19 protein-coding genes are annotated in these 23,843 nt (G+C 68.8%); 1 reads left to right on the forward strand and 18 read right to left on the reverse strand.

Features of this window, described 5'->3' with window-relative positions; translation table 11 throughout:
• Positions 1–4: 4 nt before the first annotated feature.
• From DEIGR_RS18095 to DEIGR_RS18170, 16 genes are all read right to left on the reverse strand, one after another.
• On the reverse strand, positions 5–715 hold the full coding sequence (locus DEIGR_RS18095; RefSeq protein WP_058979832.1) for a PRTRC system protein B: 711 nt from the start codon (positions 713–715) through the stop codon (positions 5–7).
• 38 nt (positions 716–753) lie between these two features.
• Positions 754–1,716, reverse strand: coding sequence for a hypothetical protein (locus tag DEIGR_RS18100; RefSeq protein WP_153013945.1), 963 nt, complete (start codon positions 1,714–1,716; stop codon positions 754–756).
• Between the two features lie 204 nt (positions 1,717–1,920).
• Positions 1,921–2,151 carry a PRTRC system protein C gene (locus DEIGR_RS18105; RefSeq protein WP_058979746.1) on the reverse strand — a complete coding sequence of 77 codons (231 nt, stop codon included), beginning with the start codon at positions 2,149–2,151 and terminating at the stop codon, positions 1,921–1,923.
• 36 nt (positions 2,152–2,187) lie between these two features.
• On the reverse strand, positions 2,188–2,448 hold the full coding sequence (locus DEIGR_RS18110) for a hypothetical protein (protein ID WP_058979748.1): 261 nt from the start codon (positions 2,446–2,448) through the stop codon (positions 2,188–2,190).
• Positions 2,449–2,483: 35 nt separating this feature from the next.
• Positions 2,484–3,698: a hypothetical protein gene (locus DEIGR_RS18115; RefSeq protein WP_153013946.1), complete on the reverse strand. Its 1,215-nt coding sequence runs from the start codon at positions 3,696–3,698 to the stop codon at positions 2,484–2,486.
• A 43-nt stretch (positions 3,699–3,741) separates the two neighbouring features.
• Complete coding sequence (locus DEIGR_RS18120; RefSeq protein ID WP_058979751.1) at positions 3,742–3,951, reverse strand: hypothetical protein; 210 nt, start codon at positions 3,949–3,951, stop codon at positions 3,742–3,744.
• Complete coding sequence (locus tag DEIGR_RS18125) at positions 3,951–4,430, reverse strand: hypothetical protein (RefSeq protein ID WP_058979753.1); 480 nt, start codon at positions 4,428–4,430, stop codon at positions 3,951–3,953. Before DEIGR_RS18125 ends, DEIGR_RS18120 begins: the two co-directional genes overlap by 1 nt.
• Before the next feature lie 40 nt (positions 4,431–4,470).
• A complete protein-coding gene (locus tag DEIGR_RS18130) occupies positions 4,471–9,654 on the reverse strand; it encodes an N-6 DNA methylase (protein WP_083524311.1) in 5,184 nt (1,727 codons plus the stop codon).
• Between the two features lie 257 nt (positions 9,655–9,911).
• Complete coding sequence (locus tag DEIGR_RS18135; protein ID WP_083524300.1) at positions 9,912–10,862, reverse strand: ParB/RepB/Spo0J family partition protein; 951 nt, start codon at positions 10,860–10,862, stop codon at positions 9,912–9,914.
• Positions 10,859–11,824, reverse strand: a complete 966-nt coding sequence (locus DEIGR_RS18140; RefSeq protein ID WP_160329966.1) for a ParA family protein — start codon at positions 11,822–11,824, stop codon at positions 10,859–10,861. The genes DEIGR_RS18135 and DEIGR_RS18140 overlap by 4 nt, the downstream gene beginning before the upstream one ends.
• A gap of 94 nt (positions 11,825–11,918) precedes the next feature.
• On the reverse strand, positions 11,919–12,653 hold the full coding sequence (locus DEIGR_RS18145) for a hypothetical protein (RefSeq protein ID WP_058979761.1): 735 nt from the start codon (positions 12,651–12,653) through the stop codon (positions 11,919–11,921).
• Between the two features lie 105 nt (positions 12,654–12,758).
• Positions 12,759–13,370: a 3'-5' exonuclease family protein gene (locus tag DEIGR_RS18150; RefSeq protein ID WP_058979763.1), complete on the reverse strand. Its 612-nt coding sequence runs from the start codon at positions 13,368–13,370 to the stop codon at positions 12,759–12,761.
• Between the two features lie 208 nt (positions 13,371–13,578).
• Positions 13,579–13,983 carry a hypothetical protein gene (locus DEIGR_RS18155; protein WP_153013948.1) on the reverse strand — a complete coding sequence of 135 codons (405 nt, stop codon included), beginning with the start codon at positions 13,981–13,983 and terminating at the stop codon, positions 13,579–13,581.
• Positions 13,984–14,053: 70 nt separating this feature from the next.
• Complete coding sequence (locus tag DEIGR_RS18160; RefSeq protein ID WP_058979767.1) at positions 14,054–15,166, reverse strand: hypothetical protein; 1,113 nt, start codon at positions 15,164–15,166, stop codon at positions 14,054–14,056.
• A 46-nt stretch (positions 15,167–15,212) separates the two neighbouring features.
• Positions 15,213–16,712 carry a VWA domain-containing protein gene (locus tag DEIGR_RS18165; RefSeq protein ID WP_058979769.1) on the reverse strand — a complete coding sequence of 500 codons (1,500 nt, stop codon included), beginning with the start codon at positions 16,710–16,712 and terminating at the stop codon, positions 15,213–15,215.
• Between the two features lie 76 nt (positions 16,713–16,788).
• Complete coding sequence (locus DEIGR_RS18170; protein WP_083524313.1) at positions 16,789–18,309, reverse strand: AAA family ATPase; 1,521 nt, start codon at positions 18,307–18,309, stop codon at positions 16,789–16,791.
• Positions 18,310–18,788: 479 nt separating this feature from the next.
• Between DEIGR_RS18170 and DEIGR_RS18175 the strand changes: the two genes are divergently transcribed.
• A complete protein-coding gene (locus DEIGR_RS18175; protein ID WP_229755802.1) occupies positions 18,789–20,093 on the forward strand; it encodes a replication initiator protein A in 1,305 nt (434 codons plus the stop codon).
• A 348-nt stretch (positions 20,094–20,441) separates the two neighbouring features.
• On the opposite strand, the gene DEIGR_RS18180 is transcribed toward DEIGR_RS18175, so the two are convergent.
• Positions 20,442–20,756: a hypothetical protein gene (locus DEIGR_RS18180; protein WP_058979772.1), complete on the reverse strand. Its 315-nt coding sequence runs from the start codon at positions 20,754–20,756 to the stop codon at positions 20,442–20,444.
• Between the two features lie 34 nt (positions 20,757–20,790).
• Positions 20,791–23,814 carry an eCIS core domain-containing protein gene (locus DEIGR_RS18185; RefSeq protein WP_058979774.1) on the reverse strand — a complete coding sequence of 1,008 codons (3,024 nt, stop codon included), beginning with the start codon at positions 23,812–23,814 and terminating at the stop codon, positions 20,791–20,793.
• Between the last annotated feature and the right edge of the window lie 29 nt (positions 23,815–23,843).

A 23,843-nucleotide genomic window follows, 5' to 3' on the forward strand; every position in this document is an offset into this window, starting at 1 on the left:
CCTGTCATGCCAGCCCCGCCAGGGTCTTCCCGGCGTCCAGCAGCACACGGTCCGGGAAGGCTCCCCGGGCCCTGGCCTCGTCGAGCAGTTCCTCGTAGCTCTTGCCCCAATTCATGTACCGGTCGGTGCGGCTGGGTCCGGTGAAGACCGACTGGAAGAACGCCGTTTCCCACGCGTCCTGCGTGTCTGGCGTGCAGGCCTCCGGGTAGCGGGTGGTGCCACGGCACACCTGGGCGGAACTGAACATGTTCCAGTACGGCGCGTGGCACAGGGCCGTGGACGGGGTGGGGCGCTGATCGCCACGTACGGCGTACACGGTCAGCGTGCCGGGCGAGGCGATGAACACCAGGCCGGGGTGCGGGACGGGCTGGCCGCTGAGGCGCGCGACGGAGCGGGCCGCGTCGTACTTCGCGTCGAACAGCAGGGGCCGCGTGTGGGGCGGCACCCACCAGCACACGCAGTGCACGCCGGTCGCCAGGGTCGTCGGCACCGTGAACGTCAACCCCGTCCCGGCGGTGAAGTCCACGAGGCGCTGCTGATCCTCTCTACTGAGGAGCTGGCCCGGCCCGAGCACGTAGCCCTGCGGGGTGTCGTGCACGGGGTGCTTGAGGATCGCGGCGCGTTGGTGGCCGCCGTACAGCAGCAGGGCCATCTCCGGGGCGAGGGGGGTGGGGGTGCGCCGCTCCGGGGCTGGGGTGAGGAACACGTTGACCATGCCCTTCCGTTGGCCCACCCCGGGGTGGGCCACGCCTGTCAGGTCCGCTTCGGGGCGGGGAGGCTGCGGTTGGCAAGATCGAGCACGCCGACGCACTTCGCGGACAGCTCGGCGATCCTGGGCGCGTGCTGGAGGTACGCCGCGAGCCGGTCGTGCCCCTCACCGTCCCGGCCAACCTGCACGCACCACTGGGGGCTGACGTTCCCGCACTCCCAGTGGTTCTGAAGGAACTCGTTCACCGTGTCCAGGCTCAGGTCGTCGTCCCCACCCGTGATGGTCAGGAACGTGTGCGGGATGGGGTCGTGGAAGAGATCGCTCCACTCGTCATCAGTGGGGGGCAGGAACGCGTCGTCTGCGGCGTGCAACTCCGGGAGAAGTGTCAGGAGCGGGCCGAGGGCGGGGACACGGGGCAGGACCTGCTCCAGGCGTGCCAGGGTGTCCTCCAGGTTCAGCAGATCCCGGAAGTAAGGCCAGGGCAGCGCGTCCTGCACCTGCTGCCCGTGTGGAATGCCAAGTCGCCGCGCGGCCCGAACGGCGTCCCGTTCCGTGAGGACCAGATCCGGCCGTTCAAAGCGCTCTAGCAGCGTGTACTCCGCCAGGGCGTCCGTGTTGAAGTGCTGCTGGCAGACGAGCGACGCTCCATGCGGGCCCACGATGGGCGTGACCCGACTTGACCCGACTTCCAGTGCAAAGAGAAGGCCTGGGAGCAGATGTCGGTCCACGGGCCACAGGGCGGCGTGCAGGCGGTGCAGGTCAATCGTGCACGACACATCTGTCTCCCCCCGGAAGTGCAGGTGGCCGCGTTCGTTCTGCACACTCAGCGTCCAGCCGTCCGTGCGCAGGGTCGTGTTCAGCGCGCGCTGGAGGCGCTGGTCGAGCGTCCCGTCCGGCCCGGGGTCCGGGAGGACCGTGCCCAGGAGGGGCGTCACAAGCGGGACGGGATCGTTGCGCTTGCCTTCTTCGTACATCCGCTCGGCGGCGTCCAGGTCCGCTTGAAGCACAAGGGGCCGCACGCCGGCCAGGGAGGGCACGGCGCGCGGCAGGACTGGACTCGGCTGGTCGGCTACGGCAGCAGGGGCACCTGGGCGGGTCTCGGCTCGGGCGCGCCCCGCGTGGTTTTCAGGGCGCGGCGCAGGGCGTCCAGCGCCCCGGACGCCCCCTGCCTGGGCACGTCCAGCACGAGCGGCGTACGGGGCGGGCACGGGTCAGCCTTTCCGGCCATAGTTCTTGATGAACGTGATGGTGATCGTCCCGGCCTTCAGGTCCGTGACGGGGCTCCCGATCCCAGCGGTGGTGAGTTCCGGGTGCGTGGGGGCGTAGAACTGCTTGACCTGCTCGGGCGTCATCTTCGGGTTGGGGTCCGCGAGGGTGTGCCCGTCGAACTCGAACGTGCGGGTGAGATCCTGGGGTTGACCGCTGGCTGTGGGATTCGTCATGTGCTTCGCGTGGCCCCCGACAGGGGGCCAGCACTGTCATTCGGTGGTCGTGAGGAACACGACGGGGAACCCGTCCTGCTGCGCGGCGTCCATCAGCGCATCCATCCAGTGCAGGATGCCGTCGAGCGACTCCGCCTGATCGAGGGCGAGGTCGGCGGCCGAGTCGCACTCGTGCGCGGCCAGGAGCGCCCTCGCGGAGCGGATGCTGGCGACCTCGTTCGCCAGGACCTCTTTCTGTTCGGCAAGGGCGGCCCAATCGGTACGGTTCAGGGCGGCGTGCAGGTGAGACAGGCTCATGCAGACGACATGGCCCCCAGAGGGGGCCAGCGCTGTCAGAAGAGGCGCTGCTCCTCCTTGAGGGTCATCTCGATGACCTGGGGTTTCCCGGCCTTCACGCTGATCGTCTGATTCGCGGTGGCGTGCTCGGCCGCCTGCGCGTTCACGACCCATGTGCCGGGCGCGAGCAGGACCTCGATGCCGTGATGCAGGGCGATGACCGTGTCGCCTTTGGTGACTTCGAGCGCGGCACTCTGCGGGGTGACGTTCACGGTGACGCGCGCGCCCTGCTGCTCGGTGAAGTCGTGCTCCTTGTTCGCGTGCGTGGCGACCGTCTTCTTCACCTCCCCGAACGCGGGGTGCGTGGCGACGATCTCCAGGGTGCCCTGCGGCACGTCGTTCTTCCCGACCACCAGGGGGACGTCCTTGCCGCCGAGGGTGCCTTTCAGGGTGGTGCCCTCAGCGGCCTTGAGGGTCAGGACGCTCGTTTTCGCCTTCGCGGGGGTGGGGGCGGGCTTGTCGGCCGCCTTCTTGTTCGCGGCCTGCTGACGCTGCGCGGCCTCTTGCGCGACGCTAAAGGCATCCCGGCGCGCCCCGGCGTAGCCCTGCATGGCGGTCACGAGGTTCGCGTCCATCCAGTCGGGCGTCTCGGTCAGCATGAACGGCACGGGGACCGCCTCGCCGGGGTGCGGTTTGGGGAAGATCCCAATGGTGACGTCTCCCCCGACCCGCAGCAGCTGGAATGTGAGTTCCCCGCCGTCGGCGAGCAGCCCGGCGAGCTGCGCGATCAGCCCGCTGTGCACCGGGGCGGCCAGTGTGGCGATGGGTGCGGGGGCGTCCTGCGCGTCGCGGCCAGGTTCGGGTTCGGCGGCGCCTTCCTCGGGGGTGGAGGCCTCGGGCGCGGGGGTCGCGTCGGGGTGCACCTCGGGGTCCGGGGCGGGTTCCGCGGCGGGCGTGGGCTGCGCCTCGGGCTCTGGGGTGGGCTCGGGCTGCGGGGCGCTCAGGACAGGCTGGGTGACCGGGGCGGGCTGGGACGCCTCCCACGGGTCCGCTTCAGGCGCGGCGAACAGGCCCTCGATGTCCGCCAGGAAGGCCAGGTAGTGCATGCGGCTGGCGTCCTTGTCCGGGTGCTCGCGGCTGACGCGGCGGAAGTCGTCCTCCAGGGCCGTGCCCTTGACGGATTCCCAGAGTTCGGCGGCGCGGGCCTTGTCGTCGGGGAGGATCGGGGCGTGCTGGGCGGTGGGGGCCGGACGGGGCTGGGTATAGGTCATGACGGCGACCTGGCCCACCCGGCTCCCGGGTGGGCCACTGCTGTCAGGCGGGATCGAAGTCCACTCGCGTGAGCGGCCGCGAGATGCCGTCCACGGACACGATGAACTCCGCCGGGGTGCCGAATTCGGGTTGCGCGGCGTACATGTACTGCAGGTGACCGGATCGTCCGCGACACTCCGGGATGCGGCACTGCTGACCCACGGTCACGGTGTCGCCCGCGTTCAGGCCATCCAGGGTGGTGAGTCGCTGCATCAGTTCAGCCCCAGGATGGCCCAGTCACGGGCCTCGGCGAGCGCTTCACTCGTGAGGTCCCCCTCCAGTTGGGCGCGTGCCCCGCCACTCAGGTCACTGGAGATCCCGCCGATCGTGCGGCAGGCGAGGTCCTCCCCGGCGGCGTTCGTGACGCGGCAGGTGATCCGCTGGACGTGCCACGTGACGCCGCACAGGGCCCGGCGGCGCGCGGCGCGCATCACGTCCGTGCGGGCTTCCCGCAGGGCCTGTTCGGGGGTGAAGCCCAGGAACGTGATCCGCACGCGGGCCTCGTCGGCTTCACTCCAGGCGGGCGTGAAGTGCAGGCCGTCCCGGATGGGGACGCTGGTGGGCGTGGGTTCCGGGGTGAGCGTCCCCAGGTTGTGGTTGGCAACGTGGTCCTGCTGTGGGTCGGGCGTGCAGGTCAGGGTGGTGCTCAGAGGCGGCTGGGGCTGGTGGAAGGAGATCGTGGTGGTGTGCATGATGCCCGCGTGGCCCCCTACTGGGGGCCAGAGCTCCTGATCAGATGGCTGCGAGGAGGAGCTGATCCATCCGGGCGCGGACTCGGGGGTCTTGCTGGCGGAGGAGCGTGCGGGTCTGTGCCGCGCGGGTGGAATCCGGGAACACCAGGGTGACCATCCGCACGTCCCGCTCGGCACGGTACTCGACGATCACGAGTGGGCAACCGTCCACCGCGCCGGGGATAAGGGTGTCGCCCTGGATGGCGTACACCTGCGCGGGGCGGGTGGGGAGCTGCTCGGTGACGGTCAGGCCGTACCGCAGGCGCAGCGGGGGGCGCTGGACAGTCCGGACAGCGGGTGCGGGGCGCGGGGTGGGCATGGTCTCCCCCACCGGGTCTGCTGCCGCGAGGGCCGGAACAGGCTGGATCTCCGGCACCGGGGCGAGCTGGATGGGGACCGCAGGCTGAACCGGTGCCTGGGGTGCGACGTCGGCGTTCAGGATGCGCTCCTGGAGCTCGGCGCGCAGGCGGGTGAGGCCTTCCGCGCCGTACGCGCCTTCCACGCGGGTGGGCTGCACGTGCCGGGCTCTGGCAAGGTCCACGTGCGCGATGACGTCCACGTTCCCGCCGACGTCCGTGACCCGGACGCCCGTGTCTGCGCCGCGCAGGTCCCGCACGGTCACGGGGTTGCCCTGGTGCTCGAACGTCAGCCCGGCGTGGATGGGCAGGCCCTCCACCCACAGGATCGGCTGCTGAAGGCGGGTGAGCGCGGCCATGGGGTTCGCCGCAGCGCGCAGGGCCTGCACCTGACCGTGCAGGCCGCGCAGGGCGGTCACCAGGCGGTTGATCCCGGCGACGTCCTGCGTGCTCGGGCCGTGCTCGCGGCTGCGGGCGGTCCGGTCGCGCTTCTCCAGCAGGCTGAGCGCTTCGAGGTACTCGCGGATGACCGTGAGGTCGGCCAGCAGGCTCGCGGCGTGACTCTCCGCCTGCCGGGCCTCCCGCTTGGCGCGGATGGCGTGGCGGGTGGCGTCCGGGTTGCGGCTGAGCATGACGGCCAGTTCCTCGCCGTCGAAGCCCACATCGGTGTTCTCGCAGCTGGTGAGGGTGGGGTCGAACACCTGCTGCGCCCAGCCTTTCTTGCCCATCATGTTCTGGAAGCGGATGACGTCGAAGCTGCCCCGGGCGAAGTACACGTGGTTGCGGATTTCCTTCACCCAGGTGCCCTGACGGCGGCCGCGTCCGATGCGCTGCACGAACGCCATGTGGTGGTGCGGGTAATCGAGGTGGTGGAGGTCGGTGGCACCCTGGTAATTGCCGCCCTGTTCGATCACGCTGCTGCCGATGACGCAGGTCAGGACGCCACGGCGGAACCGGCGTTCGACCGTCAGGCGTTCCCCACCCTGGTGCGTGCTCGCGGTGATGATCTCGATTTCACCGGCGGGGTACCCGGCCGCGATGAGCTGGTCGCGCAGGGCCGTGTACGTCATGCCGCCTTCGCCACCGGTGTACATGAACACGACATTCCGGCCACCCTGGGCACGGGCTGCCAGGCAGGCCTCGACACACGCCGCGAAACGGGCATTCGGGGCCTGGACGTTCATCAGCGGGGGGTGCAGGGTGAGCTTGCTCAGGCGGGAGAAGATCGAGAACAGGTGCTTCTCCCCGTCACTCTCAGCCTCGCTGATGGTGGCCTGCTCCGCGTCGTATTCGTCCTGCACGACCGGGTGCAGGTCGAACAGGTGCTCGACAGTGGTCAGGGGCGGCAGGGGCATCCCCACGCGGTCGTGCATCTGGCAGGTGTCCTCCGTCTCCCGGATGACGTGCTGGCCGATGATGGCGCGCAGCTCGTCCAGGTTCCGGAAGCCCACGACGCACGAGCGGAACTCCACATCCCCTTCCGGGAGGGTGATCAGGCGGGGTTCGATCACGCAGAAGCGGGCGGTGAAGGCCTGCACGTTCGTGATGCCGTACGCGGGCAGCGCGTCGGTCACGAGGGAGAGCATGTTCCAGATCTCCAGGGGGCTGTTCGTGAACCACGTGGCGCTCAGGGCAACCGTGCAGCCGCCACGCTCGCGGATGAAGCGGGCCTTATGGTTGCCGTCCAGCGCGCGGTTACTCTCCCCTCCCCCACCTAGGAATTTCGGGCTGGAGTCCCCGTACACGGCGGGCGCGGCGTACGTGTTCTTCAGCGCGTGCGCCTCGTCCCACAGGACCGCGTCGATGCCGAGCGCTTCGAAGGGCACGTCGGTGCTCGTGGCGACCTTGACGCGCCCCAGGTGCCGCTGCGTGAACTTCTCCCCGGCCGCGAGCGCGCGGTGCCCACCCATCTTCCGGTGCCGCTCGTCGAACGTGGTCGTGGTGGCCAGCGCGCTCATGAGGGTCTCGTCGCTCTGCACGTACTTCTTGCGGGTCTCTTCGAGCATGGGGATCATCTCGAACGCCTCGTACGTGAAGATCACGAGGTCCGGGGGACTGGTGAGCAGCGCGGCGATCTTCGCGCGGCGACGGTCTCCGGTGTCCGTCAGGACCCTGGGTTCGCCGTCCTCGTCCAGCGCGACGCTGCCGTCCGGCGCACGGACGGGTTCCCCGCCGATCACGCTGATCCGCAACCCCGGGAGGGCCGTGGCGGCGTTCATGACCCAGTCCCCCAGGCGGGAGAGCGGCACGACCACCGCGGGCAGGCGGGCGCGGCCAGACTGGAGAAGCAGTTCAGCCAGCATCAGCGCGGTCAAAGTCTTCCCAAGCCCAACTGAAAAGTCCAGGATGACGCCGTCCATACGCGCGGCGGCGCGGACGTGTCCGGCCTGGAAGGGATGCGCGAGCGGCCCCTGGTACCGGGGGAGCGTCAGGGGGCGCAGGTCGGGCGTGGCGGTCAGCAGGCCGTACCGGTGCTCGTTCAGGGTGAGTTCCACCGCGCCCACGTGCTCACTGCCGAGCAGCCACGTGCGGAAGTGCGCGGCGAGCTGCCGTTCGAACTGCACCGCGCGGGCCTGATGCGCGTGGCGTTCGGCCGTGATCTGCTCGGGCGTCTTCACGTCCTGGTTCACGACCGGTTCAACCGGCGTGCGGAAGTTCAGGTACGCCTCCAGTTCCCGCACGCGCCCAGGACTGATGGCCTGCCGCTCCTTCAGGGCGAGCTCGTCGTCCAGGGCGTTGCGCAGGCGCAGGGTGACACCGTGTTCACCGCGCGTCGCCTGGATGAGGTTCACGGGCGCACCGTCGGCGTCCCACGAGTTGCGCTTGACGGCCACGCAGGTCCCGAGGTTGGCGTTCACCCAGTCGGCCAGGACGTGCTCGGGGATCAGGGGGTCCCGCGCCTCGAGCGTCATGTCCGTGATGTCCATCCAGAGGGCGCGTTCCCGGCAGGTCTGCGCCTGCTGCAGGAGGGCCTGGCGCTCGGTGCCGGTGTGATCGGCGGCCAGGGTCTCGGCGAGGCGGGCCTTCTCGTGGGCGCGGCCCCGGTAGTACGTGCTGGCCGCCTCCCAGGTGTGCCCGGTGAAGGCGTACTGGGCGAGCAGGTGCGCGGCGGCGTCCCCATCCGTGACCTGAGCGTACCGGGCGAGGCTCGTGATGGTGAGCAGGCCGTACGCTTCGAGCTGCTGGGCGACCTCGCCGATCGTGCCGGGCGTGATGGGGGGCTCCCGGTCGGTGAGTTCGGTCAGGAGGGCCGGGACGTCCCCGTTCGCTTCGACGAGCGCGTGCAGGGCGGGCGCGGATTTCGCGGCGCGGCGCAGCAGGGTCAGGTCGTACGCGCCGTGCGTGCTCAGGTGGGTGTCGTGCAGGCGTAGGGCGGTGTCGCGCGCGGCGTGCTGCTGGCCACTGCGGGCCGCCGTGATGGCCTGGGCGACGGTTAGGGCGCTGAGTACGGCGGGGTTGCTCAGGTGCGAGCCGTACTGCCAGTGGCCGCCCTGGAAGCGGTACGTGCCGCAGCTGCTGGTGGTGCCGTCGGCAATGGGGTGAGGCATGGGACGCGCGCGGCGGGCACGGGCTTCGACGTCTGTGCCGAGCAGGGTCTGGATGGCCGCGAGCGCGCCGGGCAGCGTGAGGATGTCGTTCACGCGCGCACTGGCCTGCTTGGTGAGGGTCTCCAGGTCCACGCGCAGCCCACCGGGGTACACGGGGTCGCCGAAGCGGCCGTCCCCGATCTTGGCCTGGTGGCGGGGCGTGCCGAGGGGTTCCCCGGCGTACTGGAGCTTCCACTCGGTCCCGCTGCGGTAGAAGACGCCTTCCCCGTTCACGATCTGGCGGAGGTACCCGCTGTGCGTCAGGCGCTGCTCGCGCAGCTGGGCCTGCTCCTCGTGGGTGAGGGCGTTCAGCGCTTCGGTCACGCCGGCATCGTGGCGGCGCAGGACCAGCAGGACGGTGGTGACGCCCGCCCCGGCCGCCCGGAAGGCCCCTTCGGGCACGGCGGACAGCATCAGGGGGTGCGCGAGGTCGAGCAGCGCCTCGCGGTGCGGGCGGTCGCTGTCCACGCGGAGCATGCTCTCGGGCACGACGACGGTCATCAGGCCGCCGGGGGTGACGCGGCGCAGGCCTTCGAGGACGAAGTACCAGTGCGCCTGCCGGAGGTCGGGGCGGTGCAATCTCGCCTGGGCGCCGCGTGTGCCGAAGGGCGGGTTGCCGATCACGAGATCGAACGGGGCGTCCTCGCTCTGCGTGGTGTACGTCTCAAAGGAGGCGTTCCAGACGGTCACGTGAGGGTGCAGAGCCTGCGCGACGGCGGCGCTGGTCTCGTCGAGTTCCACGCCGACCACGTCACTGAACTTGGGTGCGCGCGCGAGGAAGGCGCCGCCACCGCAGCTGAATTCGAGGATGCGGCGGGTGCTGCCGAGCGCCTGGCTGAGGTCGTACGCGACCTGCACGAGTTCGCCGGGGGTGTAGAAGGCGCTGGTGCTGGCGCTGTGCTCGCCGAGGCCGCCTTCACCACTCCAGGCGCGCAGGGCGGCGTGGTCGGCGGGGGTGACGCCGCGGGCGAGGATGTCGCGGACGGCCTGGTTGGCCTTCAGGCGAGCGTCCGTGCTGACGATGGGCAGAGCCTCTACGCCGTAGGGTTCGGCGCTGGAGGCGGGAGCGTACGTCGGCGCGGAGCGCATCCGGAATGCGTCGAGGGCTGGATCCACTGTGATCACAGCGGGGGCGGCCTGAGTGGGGTGTGCGGCGCCCTTGCTCTTGACCTTGCCCTGGCTGGCCTTGCGGGCAGGCTGGGCTGCGGGCGTGACGGCATCAAACAGACTGATCAGTGACATGTGCCCGACTGGGCCCGTGACCTGGTCACGGGCCATAGCTTCCTTACAACAGGGTTGACGCGCATCAACCCCGGGTGTGGAGCTGGGTTGACGCGCATCAACCCCGGGGTGTGGAGCTGGGTTGACGCGCATCAACCCCGGGGTGTGGAGCTGGGTTGACGCGCATCAACCCCGGGATGCAAGAGCGAACTGGAAAAGGCGAATAGCTTGAGAGGAGGCGATATCGCCTCCTCTTGTTCATCCCGGCAAGGCCTGGCTCAGGATGGCGCAAACGCCTCCTCAAGCTGGCGAAGCAGGTCGTGCACGTGAGCCTGCTGTTCGGTGGTGAGCGCATTGAGTCGGGCGGGTTTCAGATGCCGGGTGACACGGAGAGCAGCGTCATAAACCTCAGGGCGTTCCTGTGCACCCTTGAGGACTTCGTTCACACGGTCCTTCGCGGTTCGGGTGCTCCAGGCACCATCGACGGCCTGCTGAAGGAGGGTGGCCCGCTCCGGGCGTTCTCCTAGCCGCACAAGTTCCAGCGCGACAGTGGGCGCCACCGTCCGGCCGTACACCGCACGAATCTCTGCCGGGCGCAACCGCAGCACGCGGGCGTACTTGGTGTTGAAGGTAGAGAGACTGGCACTGGTGAGGACTTTAAGTTTGTCCTGCAGGTCGTGGGGATCCTCGCCCGTCTTCAGGACGCGGCTCATCAAGCCAGGGAGGGCATCCATTTCGACATTCAGTTGGGCGGCGAGCGTCCGGAACACACCGCGCACCACCTCGAACTGATCGAGTTCCTCACGCTGCGTGTTCTCCAACGTGGACAGCGCGTCAAGCTGATCATCCCGGAAGCTGTAGACGCTCGCAAGGACGACGGTGTCACCGAGTAGACGGCGGCTGTGGTACCGCCGCCACCCAGCGACCAGTTGGTAGCGGTAGGGACCAGTGCGGTCAGGGTGGGGGCGCAGCAGGACTGGTTGTAGTTGGCCGTATTCCTGGATGGCCGCCATCAGGCCTGCGAGATCCGCCTCGCCGTATGGGTCATTCCCAAGGCTGCCTCGAGGGTTCCAGTCGCCCGTGATGTCGATCTCGCTCAGTGGGATCTCGTGCACGCCTGAGGCGTACGCTGCCTTCACCACCTGATTCAGTTCGTCGTTCGACGCCTGCGCACGGATCTGCTGGTCGTGCAGGGAGAGACCACCTGGCCGGCCACGCCGACCACTCATGGGGCCACCAGCTGAGCCTGGCGGGCGGCAGCATGCACGACCGCGTCCGTGACGGCATCGATCTCCTGCACGGCTGGACTCTTGGGTCGGTACACCGCGACGGGCTGCATCGCGTTGGGCGCATCCTTGTAGATGCCGGGGCGGAAGGCGATGGGCGGCGCGGTGGGGCCGAGATCGGCATACACCTGCGTCAGGGCGTCGTATACCTCGGCGTCGTGGAGAAGATTTTTGTTGTAGCCAGTGACGACGAACAGACCGAAGTTCAGGCCCGGGTTGATGGCACGGGCCTGCCGAATGACCCGGCTGACGTTGTCGATGTTGTCCAGGCCCTTTGAGCCGGTGACAGGCATGATCATCAGATCGCTTGCGGCAATGCAGGCCAGGACGAGAGCGTTGTCCGCGGGGGGTGTGTCAATCAGGACGTAGTCGTAGCGGTCACTGAGGGCTTGAATGGCGCGGCGCAGTCGGCCCTGTTCTTCGGGGAGCTGTCCACTCAGGTAGAGTTCGGCGCCTTTGAGGTGGCGGTTCGAGGGGATGACGTCCATGTTGAAGGCTGGGATCGGTTGAGGGAGGGTGTCGGCGGTCTCGTCGAGCACCTGGCGGATGGTGGCCTGGACGCTCAGGGCTGTAGGGACCGAGCCGTCTTCAGGGGTTTGGAAGAGGCCGAGCCACCGCGTGAGGCTGGCCTGGGGGTCTGCGTCAATGAGGAGAACCCGGTGACCGCGAGTGGCGAGTGCGTAGCCCAGGTCGCGGGTGAGGCTGGTCTTGCCGCTGCCGCCAGCCTGGTTGTAGGTGGCGAGGACAGTCATGGTGGGGCGCATGGGGGTCTCCTTGGGTGCGGTCGTGAGGGGAACGATGCGGGCCACGTCGGTGGCGTAGTGCCTCAGGGTGAACTCCTGCCCACGCTGCACCGCGCTCAGGACGGCGGGCAGTTGCTGGCGGAGCTGAGAGGTGAGCACCACGCCCTCCGGTCGCTGATCTGGGGTCCGCTTCTTTCGGGGCACGAGATTAAGGTACAAATGTTGAACACTTTTTACAAGGTGCCCCGTGCATGCCTCAGAACAGCCGCTCAGTGCCGGGCTGCATCTCGCCCCACCGCGGGGCGGGGCGACGCCGCTCCCGCCAGCGCGCCACGCGTGCCGGGTCCAGCGTCATGGCCCGCAGGTCCGCCGCGCCCAGCAGCTTCTCATCCGCCGCGCCCCGCAGCCACGACCCGATCTCCCGCGCGCCCCGCTCCACGCCTCGGAAGCCCACGTACGTGCCGTCCACGCTGTCGCAATGGCAGAAACTCAGGTGTCGGACACGCCGCGCGCTATTCACACGACCCACATGGGTGCGGAGCCCCTGGTCCGCCGCGCGTTCCAGAAGCGCTGCCCCAACCGCCTCCCGCCAGGGGTCACTGCCGCCCAGGAAGGCCACGTCACAGGGCGGCAACTCCAGTTCCTCTGCACCGTCTTGCAGGCAGTACGCGAGGGGGAACCCCAGTTCGGCGAGTTCCGGCGCGGCCGCGTGGAATGCCGCGAGGGTGCTGCGTCCGCAACCGGGGACATCGGGGACCACCACGAACTGGCAGCGGGCGATCAACTCCGGGTCGTGCACGCGCCGCAGGTGCTCGACGAACTCGTCATAGTGGAAGCCGTGCTTGCTCAGGGCGTCGCAGTCCGACGCCCAGGGGCGCTGGGACGTCAGTATGCTGCCCAGTCCACCCACGCGCGGTCCGGTCATCACCCCAATGTCCGGGTGGGCGTCCAGGTCGTCCAAGTCACTGCTCGTGCTCGCGAAATACAACATGCGCGCTGGCGGGGCCGGGCCGCATCGCGGACAGGCCATCTCTGACGTTCTCGAAGGGAAAGTTGGCCGCACCTGCGGCCACTTCCTTGAGCTACACGTGCTGGATCACCAGCGGGGTGGGATGGTTCGTGTGGAGCGGCGCTCCAGCAGCGCTGCCGTGACGGCCTGGAGCGCGCGCGCGTGACTGAGCGCACTGGCCGGGTCGATCTGCGGCGTCTCGACCGTGTACCCCATGCCGGGCAGGCTCGGCAGGTACCGCGCGTACGGATTCAGTGTCCGGTCCTGCTCGTCCACGATCGCCTGGAGGTCCAGTGGCGTCAGGGGCGGTGTACCCGGTGGAAGGCTGGCGGCCACGGCCGCCGTGATGAAGCGCCCGGTCCACGCGATCAGGGTGACTGGACCGGCTGACTGCAGAACCTCCAGCATTTGCGGGTACACCTGGGTGAAGGGTGGCTCGCTCGCGAGGTCCAGGGTCGTGAGGCCATGCCGCCGGTACGCACCTCCCTCGATGGGCCCGAGTGGCTGGGCGCGCCAGACGTGCTCGGCACCCGGAGTGATCAGGGCCAGTTCGATGACCTCGCCGGGTAGGCCGGTGGTGAGGACACCCACGAACGCGAGGGGCGCGCCGGGGAACACGCCATGGGTGTGGAGGGCGTCCGCGTAGAGGGTCATGCGCTGGGCGGCCTGCTCTTCGAAGGTCTTCGGGATCTCGATCATGGGGGTCTCCTGGTGGAAGGTCGTTCCATGCAGGACGTGGCCGCACGCGGTTCGCGTGCGGCCTGTGGTGGGATCATCGGTGGGGGAGGCGTGGCTGGTGCGGGCTGGGCCGGTGGGGGAGACTGCGGGGGGCACGGTGCGGGGCGCTCTCGCGGCGGAGTCGGGTGGGGTGCATGACCCTGACCTGGCCACCGCCAGGAGGCCACGCCTAGAGAGGCGGCAGGCCGAGCAGATCGCGCAGGTTCAGGTTCAGTTTCGGGACGGCCTCGTCGTACGTCTCCCGGGCGAGTCGCTCGGCTTCCTCCATGCTGGTCGCTTCGCCCGTGGCAGTGCCGTTATGGAAGACCGCGCCCCGGCGGACGAGACCGCGCAGGGTGTGGCGGTGCAGGGCGCGCTCCACGCGCTCACCCTGGATGGCCACCCGGTACGCGTCGGCCCGTTCCGTGTCCTGCACGGTGGTCAGGACTTCCAGCCCGAGTTTCTCCACCTCGGCGGCGGTGCTGCGGACCATCCAGACGCGCTGCGCGGGGTACATGGCGCGCAAGGCGTCGACGATCGCCTCGCCGATCGGCCAGCGGTACGCGGCGCACACGGGTCCATCCTTGCTGGTCATCACCTTGATCATGCTCAATGAAGAGCAACACGCCCCCCACCGTGTCAAGTGGGGGGCGTGGGCGTGGGGTTCAGGAGCGGGCCATCAGGGGCCAGCCTGCGTAATCCTGCGTGACGCCAAGCAGGGGGGTGAGGCGTGCGGCGTGCTGCACTTCCAGCTGCGCCGGCCAGAGGGCGAGGGAGTCCGGTTCCACGTCCTGGTGCTGCTCAGCGTGCAGCACGTCAGCCAGGGCCAGCACCCCGGCGCGGCCGAGCACGTCGCAGAAGTCCCCCTCCGCGAGGGCGGGGATCTGCCGCACGCGAGGCGCGCCCACACGGAATGCGAGGTCCTGGATGCGGGCCCGCATACGCTCGCCGCTTTCGTCCGCGTCGGCGTACACCCATACCTCGCGGTCCAGGCCGTCGAGGAAGGGCGTGGTGTCGGTGCCGGGCAGGCCCTGCACGTCGAAGTCCAACCCCAACTCCCGGATGACTCGCCAGGCCGCGGCCGCGTTCAGTTCACCCTCGATGACCAGGAGGCGGCTGGCCTGTCCGTACCGTGGGTTGCACCAGGCGGGCGTCCCGTGGCCGGGCACCATGACGGAGTACTTGCTGCGCGCGGCGCCGTGCACACGACGCTTGAAGTTCACGACGCGCCCAGTCGGTCCCCGGACGGCGAAGACCAGGTCGTTCCCCAGGGCGGCGACGTCGAGTTCACTGGGGGGCCACAGGCCCCGCCGGGCGAGGTCCTTCGCGGCCGGGTGGTCCTCGTGCAGGGGGGTGAGCCGCCGGCGGAGTGCCTCAGCGTCCCGGTGCGTGACCGCGCGGAGGTCGGCCAGTGCCTCCTGCGCGAGTGCGAGGACGTCCACGGGGGGTTTCTCGGTCGCGGTGCTGGGCGTGAAGCCCTGATCGGGCGTGCCCGTGAAGCGCAGGAGTTCCGCCCGGGCGTCCGGGCCGCTGAAGCCGAGGCTGATCAGGAAGGTGTAGGCGGTACCGCTCCCGGCGTTGCGCCCGCGCTTCTTCCACATCCACGTTCCGGCGCGGTTGCGCCAGACGCTGAAGCTGGGGTCGGCTTCCTGCATGCCGGGGCGGGGATCATGGATGGTGCCGCCCTTGGTGCCGAGGCCCCGGGCGGCCGGTGCGCCGCAGTGCGTGGCAATCAGGGCGCGCAGGTCGCAGGCATCGATGGCTGTGGTGAGACTCATACGCCTCCCGTGGCCCAGCCCCCTGGCTGGGCCACTCCTGCCGGGTTCAGCGGAGCAGGGTGCGCAGGAATGTCAGGACGTGTGTGGTGAGCTGAGCCGGATCGCTCATCAGCACGCAGGGGCCGAACGCGCGCTCGTACGCGGCGGCCACGTCCGGCTGCACGTCGAGCAGGATCGGCACGACGAGGCCATCATGCCGCGCGCGTAGCTGGGCGCACTGGGTGTAATCACGCTCCATGAGGGCGCCGTCGCTGAGGATCACGGTGATACTCCGGCCGGGCAGGACGGGGGACCACAGACCCTGGAGTGCGGGGGCGAGGCGGGTGTTGCCGTACGCCTGCAGGTCCGCCACGGCATTCAGGGCGGCGGTGGGCAGCGTGCTGGTTTGAATGAGCGGCTGCGCATCATCGGCGAACGCAGTGGCCAGGATGGGCGTGCCGCTCTGCTGCGCGGCCAGCGTCAGGATGAACGCCATGCGCCGGGCGTGCGCGAGTCGATCCTGGTAATTCATGCTGCTGCTCACGTCAATCGCGAGCCGCAGGTGCGCCGGACCGGGACGCTTCACGCCGACCTTCAGGTCGAAGGGGCGCTCGCTGCCCGTTTCGTGCCGGTCGTACCGGTAGCGGCCGCGGTCGCGGCTGGGTTGCGTCCGGTCGGGCAGGGCCGGGGGGCACAGGGCTGCGGCGAGGCGGCGGGCCTCCCCCTGCACCTGGGCCTGGAGGTGCTCGGCGCGGGGCGTCACCTGCGGATCCACCTCCGGTTTGATCGGGCGGGGCTCCGCACCGTGCAACTGGCCGGGCCCGTCTCCAGCGGCACTCCCCTGGAGGGATGGACCGGGTGTCTGCGGCAGCAGGGCCTGCCCACCTCCATCGAGGAAGAAACGGAACTCCTCGCGTTCGGGCGCCTGCTCGGGGAGATTCAGGATCTGCAGGATGCGCCGGGCGGCGTCGACGACCGCGTCGTACGTGGGGGCGACCCAGGCCTCCTCCACGATCGCCTTCACCTCGGGCCACAGGCCTGCGTCCGCCTGATCGGGCGTGAACGACCAGATGGGGTGGTGGCAGGTGAAGCGGTGCAGGAGGCAACCACGCAGGACGTCCCCGCCCAGGCCGCCCTGCTCGATGGCGTGCGCGGCATCCACGTCGGCCGCCAGCTGGAACAGCGCCGTGAGGTGCGGGAAGTCCACGGCCGTGAGGCGCTCCATGCGTTCGTCCTCGAGCATGTTCACGAGCTGGCCGTGCAGGCCCGCGGGGAGCAGGCCGGAGTGGTGCGTGTGCCCGGCCTCGTGCGCGATGAGGGATTCGAGGTAGGTCTGCTGGAACTCGTGCAGGTCCGCTGGCAGGCCACGCACGTGGCGGGCGAGGTGCAGGGGCGGGTACGGGTACTCGGGGTTGCACACGACGACGTGATTGACCATGTCGACGTAGGCGGACGGTTCGCTGGGGGTGAGGGTGAGGCGGTAGGTGGGCCGCCAGGAGTAGTACCGCCAGGCGTCCCACGCCCACTTCTGAATGCGGCGGGTCTGCCACCATTTCTGCTGGGTCATGCGTATACCGTGGCCCCCAGCGTCTGGGGGCCAGAACTCCCCACATGAAGAAAGCCCCCCGGAGGGGGCCACCGCCTCACGCGGCCTTGTGAAGCAGGCCCTTGCGGAGTTGCTCTTCCAGGCGGGCCTTCAGGGCATTCACGGCTGCCGGATCGGGCAGGCCCTCGTCGGTCAACTCGCAGCAGAACGGCGTGACGGTGACGAGCAGCGCCTCGCGCAAGGCGTTGGTCTCGGAGAGGCCCGCCTGGACGAGGTCCTGCACTTCCGCGAGGAAGTTCAGCGTGACGCCGGTGTTCATGGGCCGGGCGAGCAGCTGCCCCTGGTCGACCGTCATGCTGCGCGTGGCCACTTCCAGGGCGTACGCGACGCGCGCCGTCCCAGGTGTGGCCGCCTTCGCGTAGACCGGCATGATGACCGCCTCGGCAGGGTACGAGACGAACATGACACGCTGGAAGCGCCGCAGGAGGGCGGGGTCGAGCTCGCCGCTCTGCGTGTACGAGCTGCCGGCGTTCGTGGTGCACAGGACGCTGAGCAGGCGCGTCGGGGCATACAGGACTTCACCGGCGCCGGGGAGATCCAGGGTGTAGTACCGCCCGTCGGGCACGTCGACGCCCAGCGTGGCTTTGAGTTCCGTGGCGCTGACGTCGTCGAGCAGGCCGATCAGGGCGTTGCGGTGGTACGCGTCCAGGCGGAGCAGCTCGTCGATCAGGAGGGTGGTGCGTGTGCCCTGCTGCGCGAGGCGCATGGCCCGGGCGAGCGGGCCGTCCACCCAGCGGGCGCCCTGCAGGGTGGGGGAGATGAACCCAATCATGTCGCGGTCCTCCAGACCGGGGCGGCCCTTGAGGGAGACGATCGTCGAACCGGTGGACAGGGCGACGCGCTTGCCGAGTTCGGTCTTCCCGCAGCCGGTGGGGCCGACGAGCAGGGCGCGGATGCCGTACGCGGCCCGCCGGGTGAGGCGGCCTTCCTCGCTGAGATCCGCACCGGGCTCGCCGGGCTGGCGGGGGGACTGCCCGAGGAGGACCGGGGAGTGCGTCCATGCGGCGGGGGCGGAGAGGGGCCCGGTGATCCAGGAGCAGGTATCCGCGTAGAGCTTCCCGGTGTAGTACAGGGTGTCCAGGACGCGCTGGAGATCATCCTTGAATTCAGCGGTGTAGCTGAGCGTGGCCAGTTGATCCTCAGTGGCGGGGAGGGTGACCGCGTGCTGGTCGATGGTGTGCAGGAGGGCACCCCACCGTTCGGCGAGTTCGGTGTGCTTGGCTGCGAGCTGGGCTTCGGCGATCAGGAGGATGTACGGGCGCACGGTCTGCCCGGCATTCACCCACGTCGCCTGGGCGGGGTGGGAGGCCATGAGGACGGGCTGCCCGTCCTTGTCGATGGTCTGGACGGTGAGGGACTTGGGAGTGCGTTCAGCCTCCACGCGGCCCAGCAGGACCTGGGCGACTGCTTCAGCGGCAGCCCACGGGATGATGCGCATCCGGTTGGACGTGTCGAGTTGGCTGTGCAGATGCTGTGGGATCTGCACCCGGCCGCCCTTCCCGAGTCCAGGGAACTTCGCCGTCTTGAAGGAGAACACGCTGCTGGTGCTGATGGTCATGCTCGTCTCGTGGCCCACCCGCGGTGGGCCAGCGCTGGGATCTCGGTGAGGCAGGTGATGGTATGAACATCCCTCACAACGCCCGATAGGCGCAGAGACAGGATCAGGACAAATCCCTCACAACGCCCGACGTCATCACTCGGAACGCCCGTGAAAACACCTCACAACGCCCGAAGTATCACCTCACAACGCCCGATGAAATCACTCAGAACCCCCGATCCATGCCGCACTACGCGATTCCCGGAGGGCACCAACGGCCGGGCGTTGTGAGGGAAAACCGCGGGCATTCTGAGGGGAAATAGCGGACGTTGTGAGGGAATGGCGCGGGCGTTGTGAGGGATTTCATCGGGCGTTGTGAGGTAACGCATCTCATTTATCCCGTGCAGGCACGTCCAGCACAATAAAAATCAGGCCTGCCCCCCCGCCTTGATGACAACAAATCAATCTTTTTAAGAAGTCTTGACTGATATCATCAAGGGGTGGACCCCCTGCGAATCAACGAACTGGACATGACCCTGGCGGGCATCTTCAGCGTGCAGAAGGTCCTTCCGAACGAATCCACCTCATGGACTGTCGACTACGCCATCGGCAACACCCTCTACCGCATCGAAGGGCACGCCAACAACGGCCGGCCCCACGGAACCGACAGCGACGTGCTCCTGGCCTTGCAGACCATGTTCTTCCGAGCCGGATGCCCCCTTGGAGACCGGATTGAAGTCAAACCCACCGACATCCTGCGCATGGCTGGCTTGGACGTCGGCGGCCGGTCGTATGTGCGACTCCGTGAAGCGCTGCTCCGCCTGGCTGGCGTGCGCTGGAGTATGGTGCGCACCAGCTGGAACGAAACGGACCAGCGGCACACCGGCGCGACCAGCGTCGTCGGCATCATCAGCGAACTGCGCCTCGTGGATTCCGGCGGCGCACGGCAACCCTTCGAGCACCGTCAACTCGACGAGCGACTCCCCATTGAAGTCATCTTCAGTCCCACCTTCGCGGACGCCATTCGCGCCGGGCTCTACCAGATCCTCGACGCGGAACTTCTCGCCCGACTGAAGCAAGCCCCCGCCCGCAGCCTGTACCGCGTCATTCAGGCGCACCGCATTCAGGCGGACGGCTCACTGGCCGCAGAACTCACCGTACCCATGAAGGACTGGGTGCGCGCCTGCGGCATCGACGAAACCCGCGCGGACAATGCCCGGCGCGTCCTGACCCTCGCGCACGAGCACCTGCAGGAGCAGGGGTACCTCAAAGGCGCCGCCTTTACAGGACGCGGGTTCAGCGGCACCGTGACCTACCAGTTCGTGTCGGCACCGCAACCTGAGCTGGCCGAACTCCTCATCGCGCGGGGCGTGACCCGGCCCGTGGCGGAATCCCTGGCCTCCGATCATCCGGAGCGGGTTGAGCCAGTGCTGCGCAAGATCGACGTGGCCCTGACCACCGGCTGGAAACCCCGCAGCCTCCCCGCCAGCATCGTCGACGGCATCCGTCACCCTGAAAAGTGGACGCAGGGCATCCCCCAGCCCCGAACGAGCGCCCAAAAGGCGGTCGCACCCAAGCGTAAGGCCACGCCAATCTCGGACGCCGCGCCGGACCTGGACACCAACCCCAGAACCATGGCCCTCACGCTCATCAAAGTGCGCCTGGGCCGGCCTCTGTCGCCGATGGGCCTGATGGCCTTCGAGGATCTGACAGACCAGCAGGTGCATGCTGTGCTTGCGGCGGCCCGGCGACCCGCCGCAGAGGCGCTGCCACTTCTCCAGAGCCTGCTCAACGCACCCCTGTGACCAAGACATTCCAATGGTCGTGAGGCACATGAATCAAGACTCGTGTGTGAAGCGCACTTGCAGGCCTGCGGAACGGGAATCGATTTTTATTCAGGTGCTGAACTGCCGATTGTTCATAGGGGCCTCACTTCCCAGCCTATGACTGGCAAGGGCGAGCCAGAGTCTCAATTTCATCCCGTCCAGTTTTCGGGAGGAAGCCCAGATCGAGCAGCCCATCATTTTGCTGAGGGCCTGACAGCCGCAAGTTATCGCCTATGGAACGCGATCTATGCGCTTGATTCCATATCACTCGAACACTTCTGGATGTCAACTGACAGATCAAGTAATGACCGGCTGCGCTTCCCCTGTTCAGCGGAAGAGCAGATTGAGGCAGGCGTCCACGGTCGTGTCGGCCCTCGGGTCCTTCAGGCAGTCGAGCAGGCTCGCCCAGTAATCCAGCATCACCTCATCGAACAGGTCCAGATCGTGCTGGGTCACGCCATCGTTCTCGAAGTACCAGGCGCGACTTGCTTTCTGCGCGGCAGTCGCGGCCAGCAGCTCCTCCTGAGACACGTCTTGCAGGTTCTGGTGCGTCTCCTGCAGGTGTCCAACCGCAGTTTGGAAGGCCGATCGAAAGAGGCCGATGGCGTTGCCCTGATTGTCCAATTGTCGTTCGCTGTTCATGGCTCTCCTGATGCGGCGCGTGTGGTGCGAGTCATTATCGGGGCCGCGGCAACCGGGACGTGCCGCCCGACAGCTCTATGATTTCGATCTCGCCGGTCTTGATGCCACTTTCCAGGACGCCGTTGTCCACCGTGCCCATGAACTGCAGCAGCCCGCCTTTCCCCGCTTCTGGATAGGCGGACGTCGTGAATTCCCAGCCCGCCACTTCCGCCGTGTTCCCGGAGGGGCGTGGGACGGTGGAGGCTTTCAGCAGGCGCCTGGGGATCTTGACGACCACATCAGGGTTCCCGTCGCTGAACTGGTACCAGGCGGGCTTGAGTTGTGCCCCCAGGCTCACGTCGTTGGGATTCTTCACGAGGACGTTGGCCATGAAGGCTTCGCGGATGTCCCAGCCGTTCTCACGCACCTTGTTCAGGGCGAACCGTGTGGTGTAGCGGTAGACGTAGGGGCTTCGTTCCAGGATGTCGTCGAGCAGGGCCTGGTACCGCGCGCCTGCGGCCTTGTCCTGCGCCGCCTGGGCGGGCGTCAGCTCCTCGCGCAGCACCACGGATTTGCCCCCGAATGTCTTGTCGGCCGCTCCACCGGGCACTTTCTGGTTCAGTAAGGCGACGCGAGCCGCGTTCAGCGGCCTGGTCGGGACGGGATTTTCGAGATTGAGGGTCAGCAGTCGACTCGCGAACTGCGGTGGAATGCTCTGGCTGTCGATCTCGGCCAGGACCTGCCGCACGCGGTTCAGCGGGTACTTGTTCAGCGTGGCCAGGAACTCGCCTGGCTTGTCCACCTTGCGCAGGAAGCCCTTGAGCTCCAGGGGATCCGGGACCTTCTTCAGGAGATTCCCCAGCAGTTGCGCGTTGTTGGTCTTGACGCCCCGTGCCGCCAGGACGTCCATCAGGGCCTCGTACGTGGCCTTGTTGCCGATCTGGGCGACCAGTTGCTCCCGCGTGTACAGGCCGCGCAGGGCCGTTGTGCGCCCGGCACTGGCGCGCACCCCAGCCGCACTGGCGACCGCCATCACGGTCTGCCCGATCATCGTCAGGAACGCCTTGGCCGCCACCTTGATCTGCGTGGCGTTCCCACGGGAACTCCAGGCTGTCTTCAGCCACCGCGCGCCCGCTTCGAGAGCGGCCGCTCCGGCCGTGACGGCGCCCACCCCGGCGACTGCCGTGATGATGCCCTGCAACCCCACCGCCAGGAATTTCGTGACGGTGGTGGGTTCCGGCGCGGCCGCGAGCACCCCCACGAGCAACTCCGCGCCGATCAGCGCCGTGGTCGTCGCCAGGATCACGGGCCAGTGCTCTTTCACCGTCGCCCAGGCGTCCCCCAGCACTTCCCGCACGTACTGCGGCGACTCCAGCACGGAACGCATGATGTTCGCGCCGGGACTCTGCCCCATGGCGGCATTCACCCGTGCCAGGGCTCCGCCGGTGATCGAGCCAGACTGAACGGTCCCCGCCAGGGTCTGCGCATACGCGGCGCCGGGAACCCACAGCAGGCTGCCCGCCTGGAGGGTCTGCCCGGCCTGGAATGCGCCCGTCCCCCGCTGACGGTTGACCTGCTCGAGCACATTCACGTAGTACCGGAGGTCCTGACCGGGCCGGACGAGGGCGCGGTAGTAGCGTTCCGCCACGCCAATCGCGGTCGTCTGTTGGGCCACACGGATCAGGCGCGAGCCGGGATCGGGCAGGTTCGTGGTGACGCGCAGGGTCTGAAGCCACCCGCTCTGCCCGGACGGGAGGGACACCCGACTCCAGCCGTTCGCCGCCTGACTGATCACGCCGACTTTCGTACCGACCGGAAGAGGCTGTGGCAGGACCTTGCTGGCCTGCGCGTCCGGTTGCGTGCGGAGGTTGGCTCCGTCGGAGTGGGTGATGATGCCGACCCGACCGACCGACTGTGGAGTCGGCGTGCGGACGGGGGCCGTTCCCGCGGCGGGACGCCGCTGGAAGGTCGTGGTTGGTGTAACGGTCGAGTGAGGCCGGGGTTGGATGGCCCGCGTCGGCAGGCTGGTCTTCTGGGCCAGTCGTGCGCCCATGGTGCGCGCCTCCGCTTCCAGGCCAGCGTCCGGGTCGATCCCGGTCCCTACGCGGCCCTGACTCTGCTGCACCGTGTGCGTGACCTCATGCGCGAGGAGTTCAAAGCCGCTCTGGGTGTTCGGCTCGAACCGCCCCGCCTGGAAGAAGATGTCCGTGCCTGTCGTAAACGCAATGGCATTCACGCCTTTGGCCAGCTTGTCGGCTTCCGCGTCGTCGTGGATGCGCACACGACTGAGGTCATGGTTGAGGCCCTGCTCCAGGTGCCGCTGCACGGCCTCCGGCAGTGGTGCGCCCCCGCCACGCCGCGCCTGGATGCGCTGCAACACGGGCTGTGTGGCCTCCGCGTCGAGTTCAGCCAGCTGCCGCTGCAGCGAGTGGGCCGTCTCCGCGTTCAGGGCGGCCTGCTCCTGGGCCTGCAGGCGCTGCAGGGCCTCGTCCGCCGCGCGTTGCAGGGGCAGCCGCTCACTGGAGGGCACCAGGCCCAGGACGACCCGGGAGACGGGGGCACTCACCGGGTGGCGCTGCAGGGTCGCGAGGTGCGTCCCGTACGTGGCGTACCGGGCGGCGGGGTCGCCGCGGTCCTGCCGGAACCCCTGCGCCAGGGTGTGCGCCACCTGCCGCTGCAGCGCCTGGAACTCCCCGTAGGCGCGGGCATCGAGGCGCTGGCCTTCAGCACCCTCGGCGCGGGCGCGCAGCACGGTCACCCAGTCCGATGGGGTCGTGGGCGCCGTGGGCACGGCAGGTGGCGAGCTGCGCGGTGCAGCCGACAGGGGAACCAGGGCGTCCACCTGTCGCTGCAGTTGGGTGCGCGCGGCCGTCAGGCGGGCCGCTTCCTGCCCCTCCAGGGCAGCCGCGCGCAGGACCGGGGCGACGGCCTGACGCTGAGCCGTGACCGGGCGGGCTGTCTGCCGCTGCAGGGCGCGGTGGTGGTGCGCCAGCTCTTCAGGCGGGCGCTGGAGGTCCGGCCGTGCGGTGTGAGCTGGCCCGGCCGCCTTCCGCTGGAGCTGGTGGACACGCTCGGTCATGACGGGCACGCTAGCGCACAACTGACCGC

Origin of the sequence: Deinococcus grandis (assembly GCF_001485435.1) — a bacterium.
Taxonomy (GTDB): Bacteria; Deinococcota; Deinococci; order Deinococcales; family Deinococcaceae; genus Deinococcus; species Deinococcus grandis.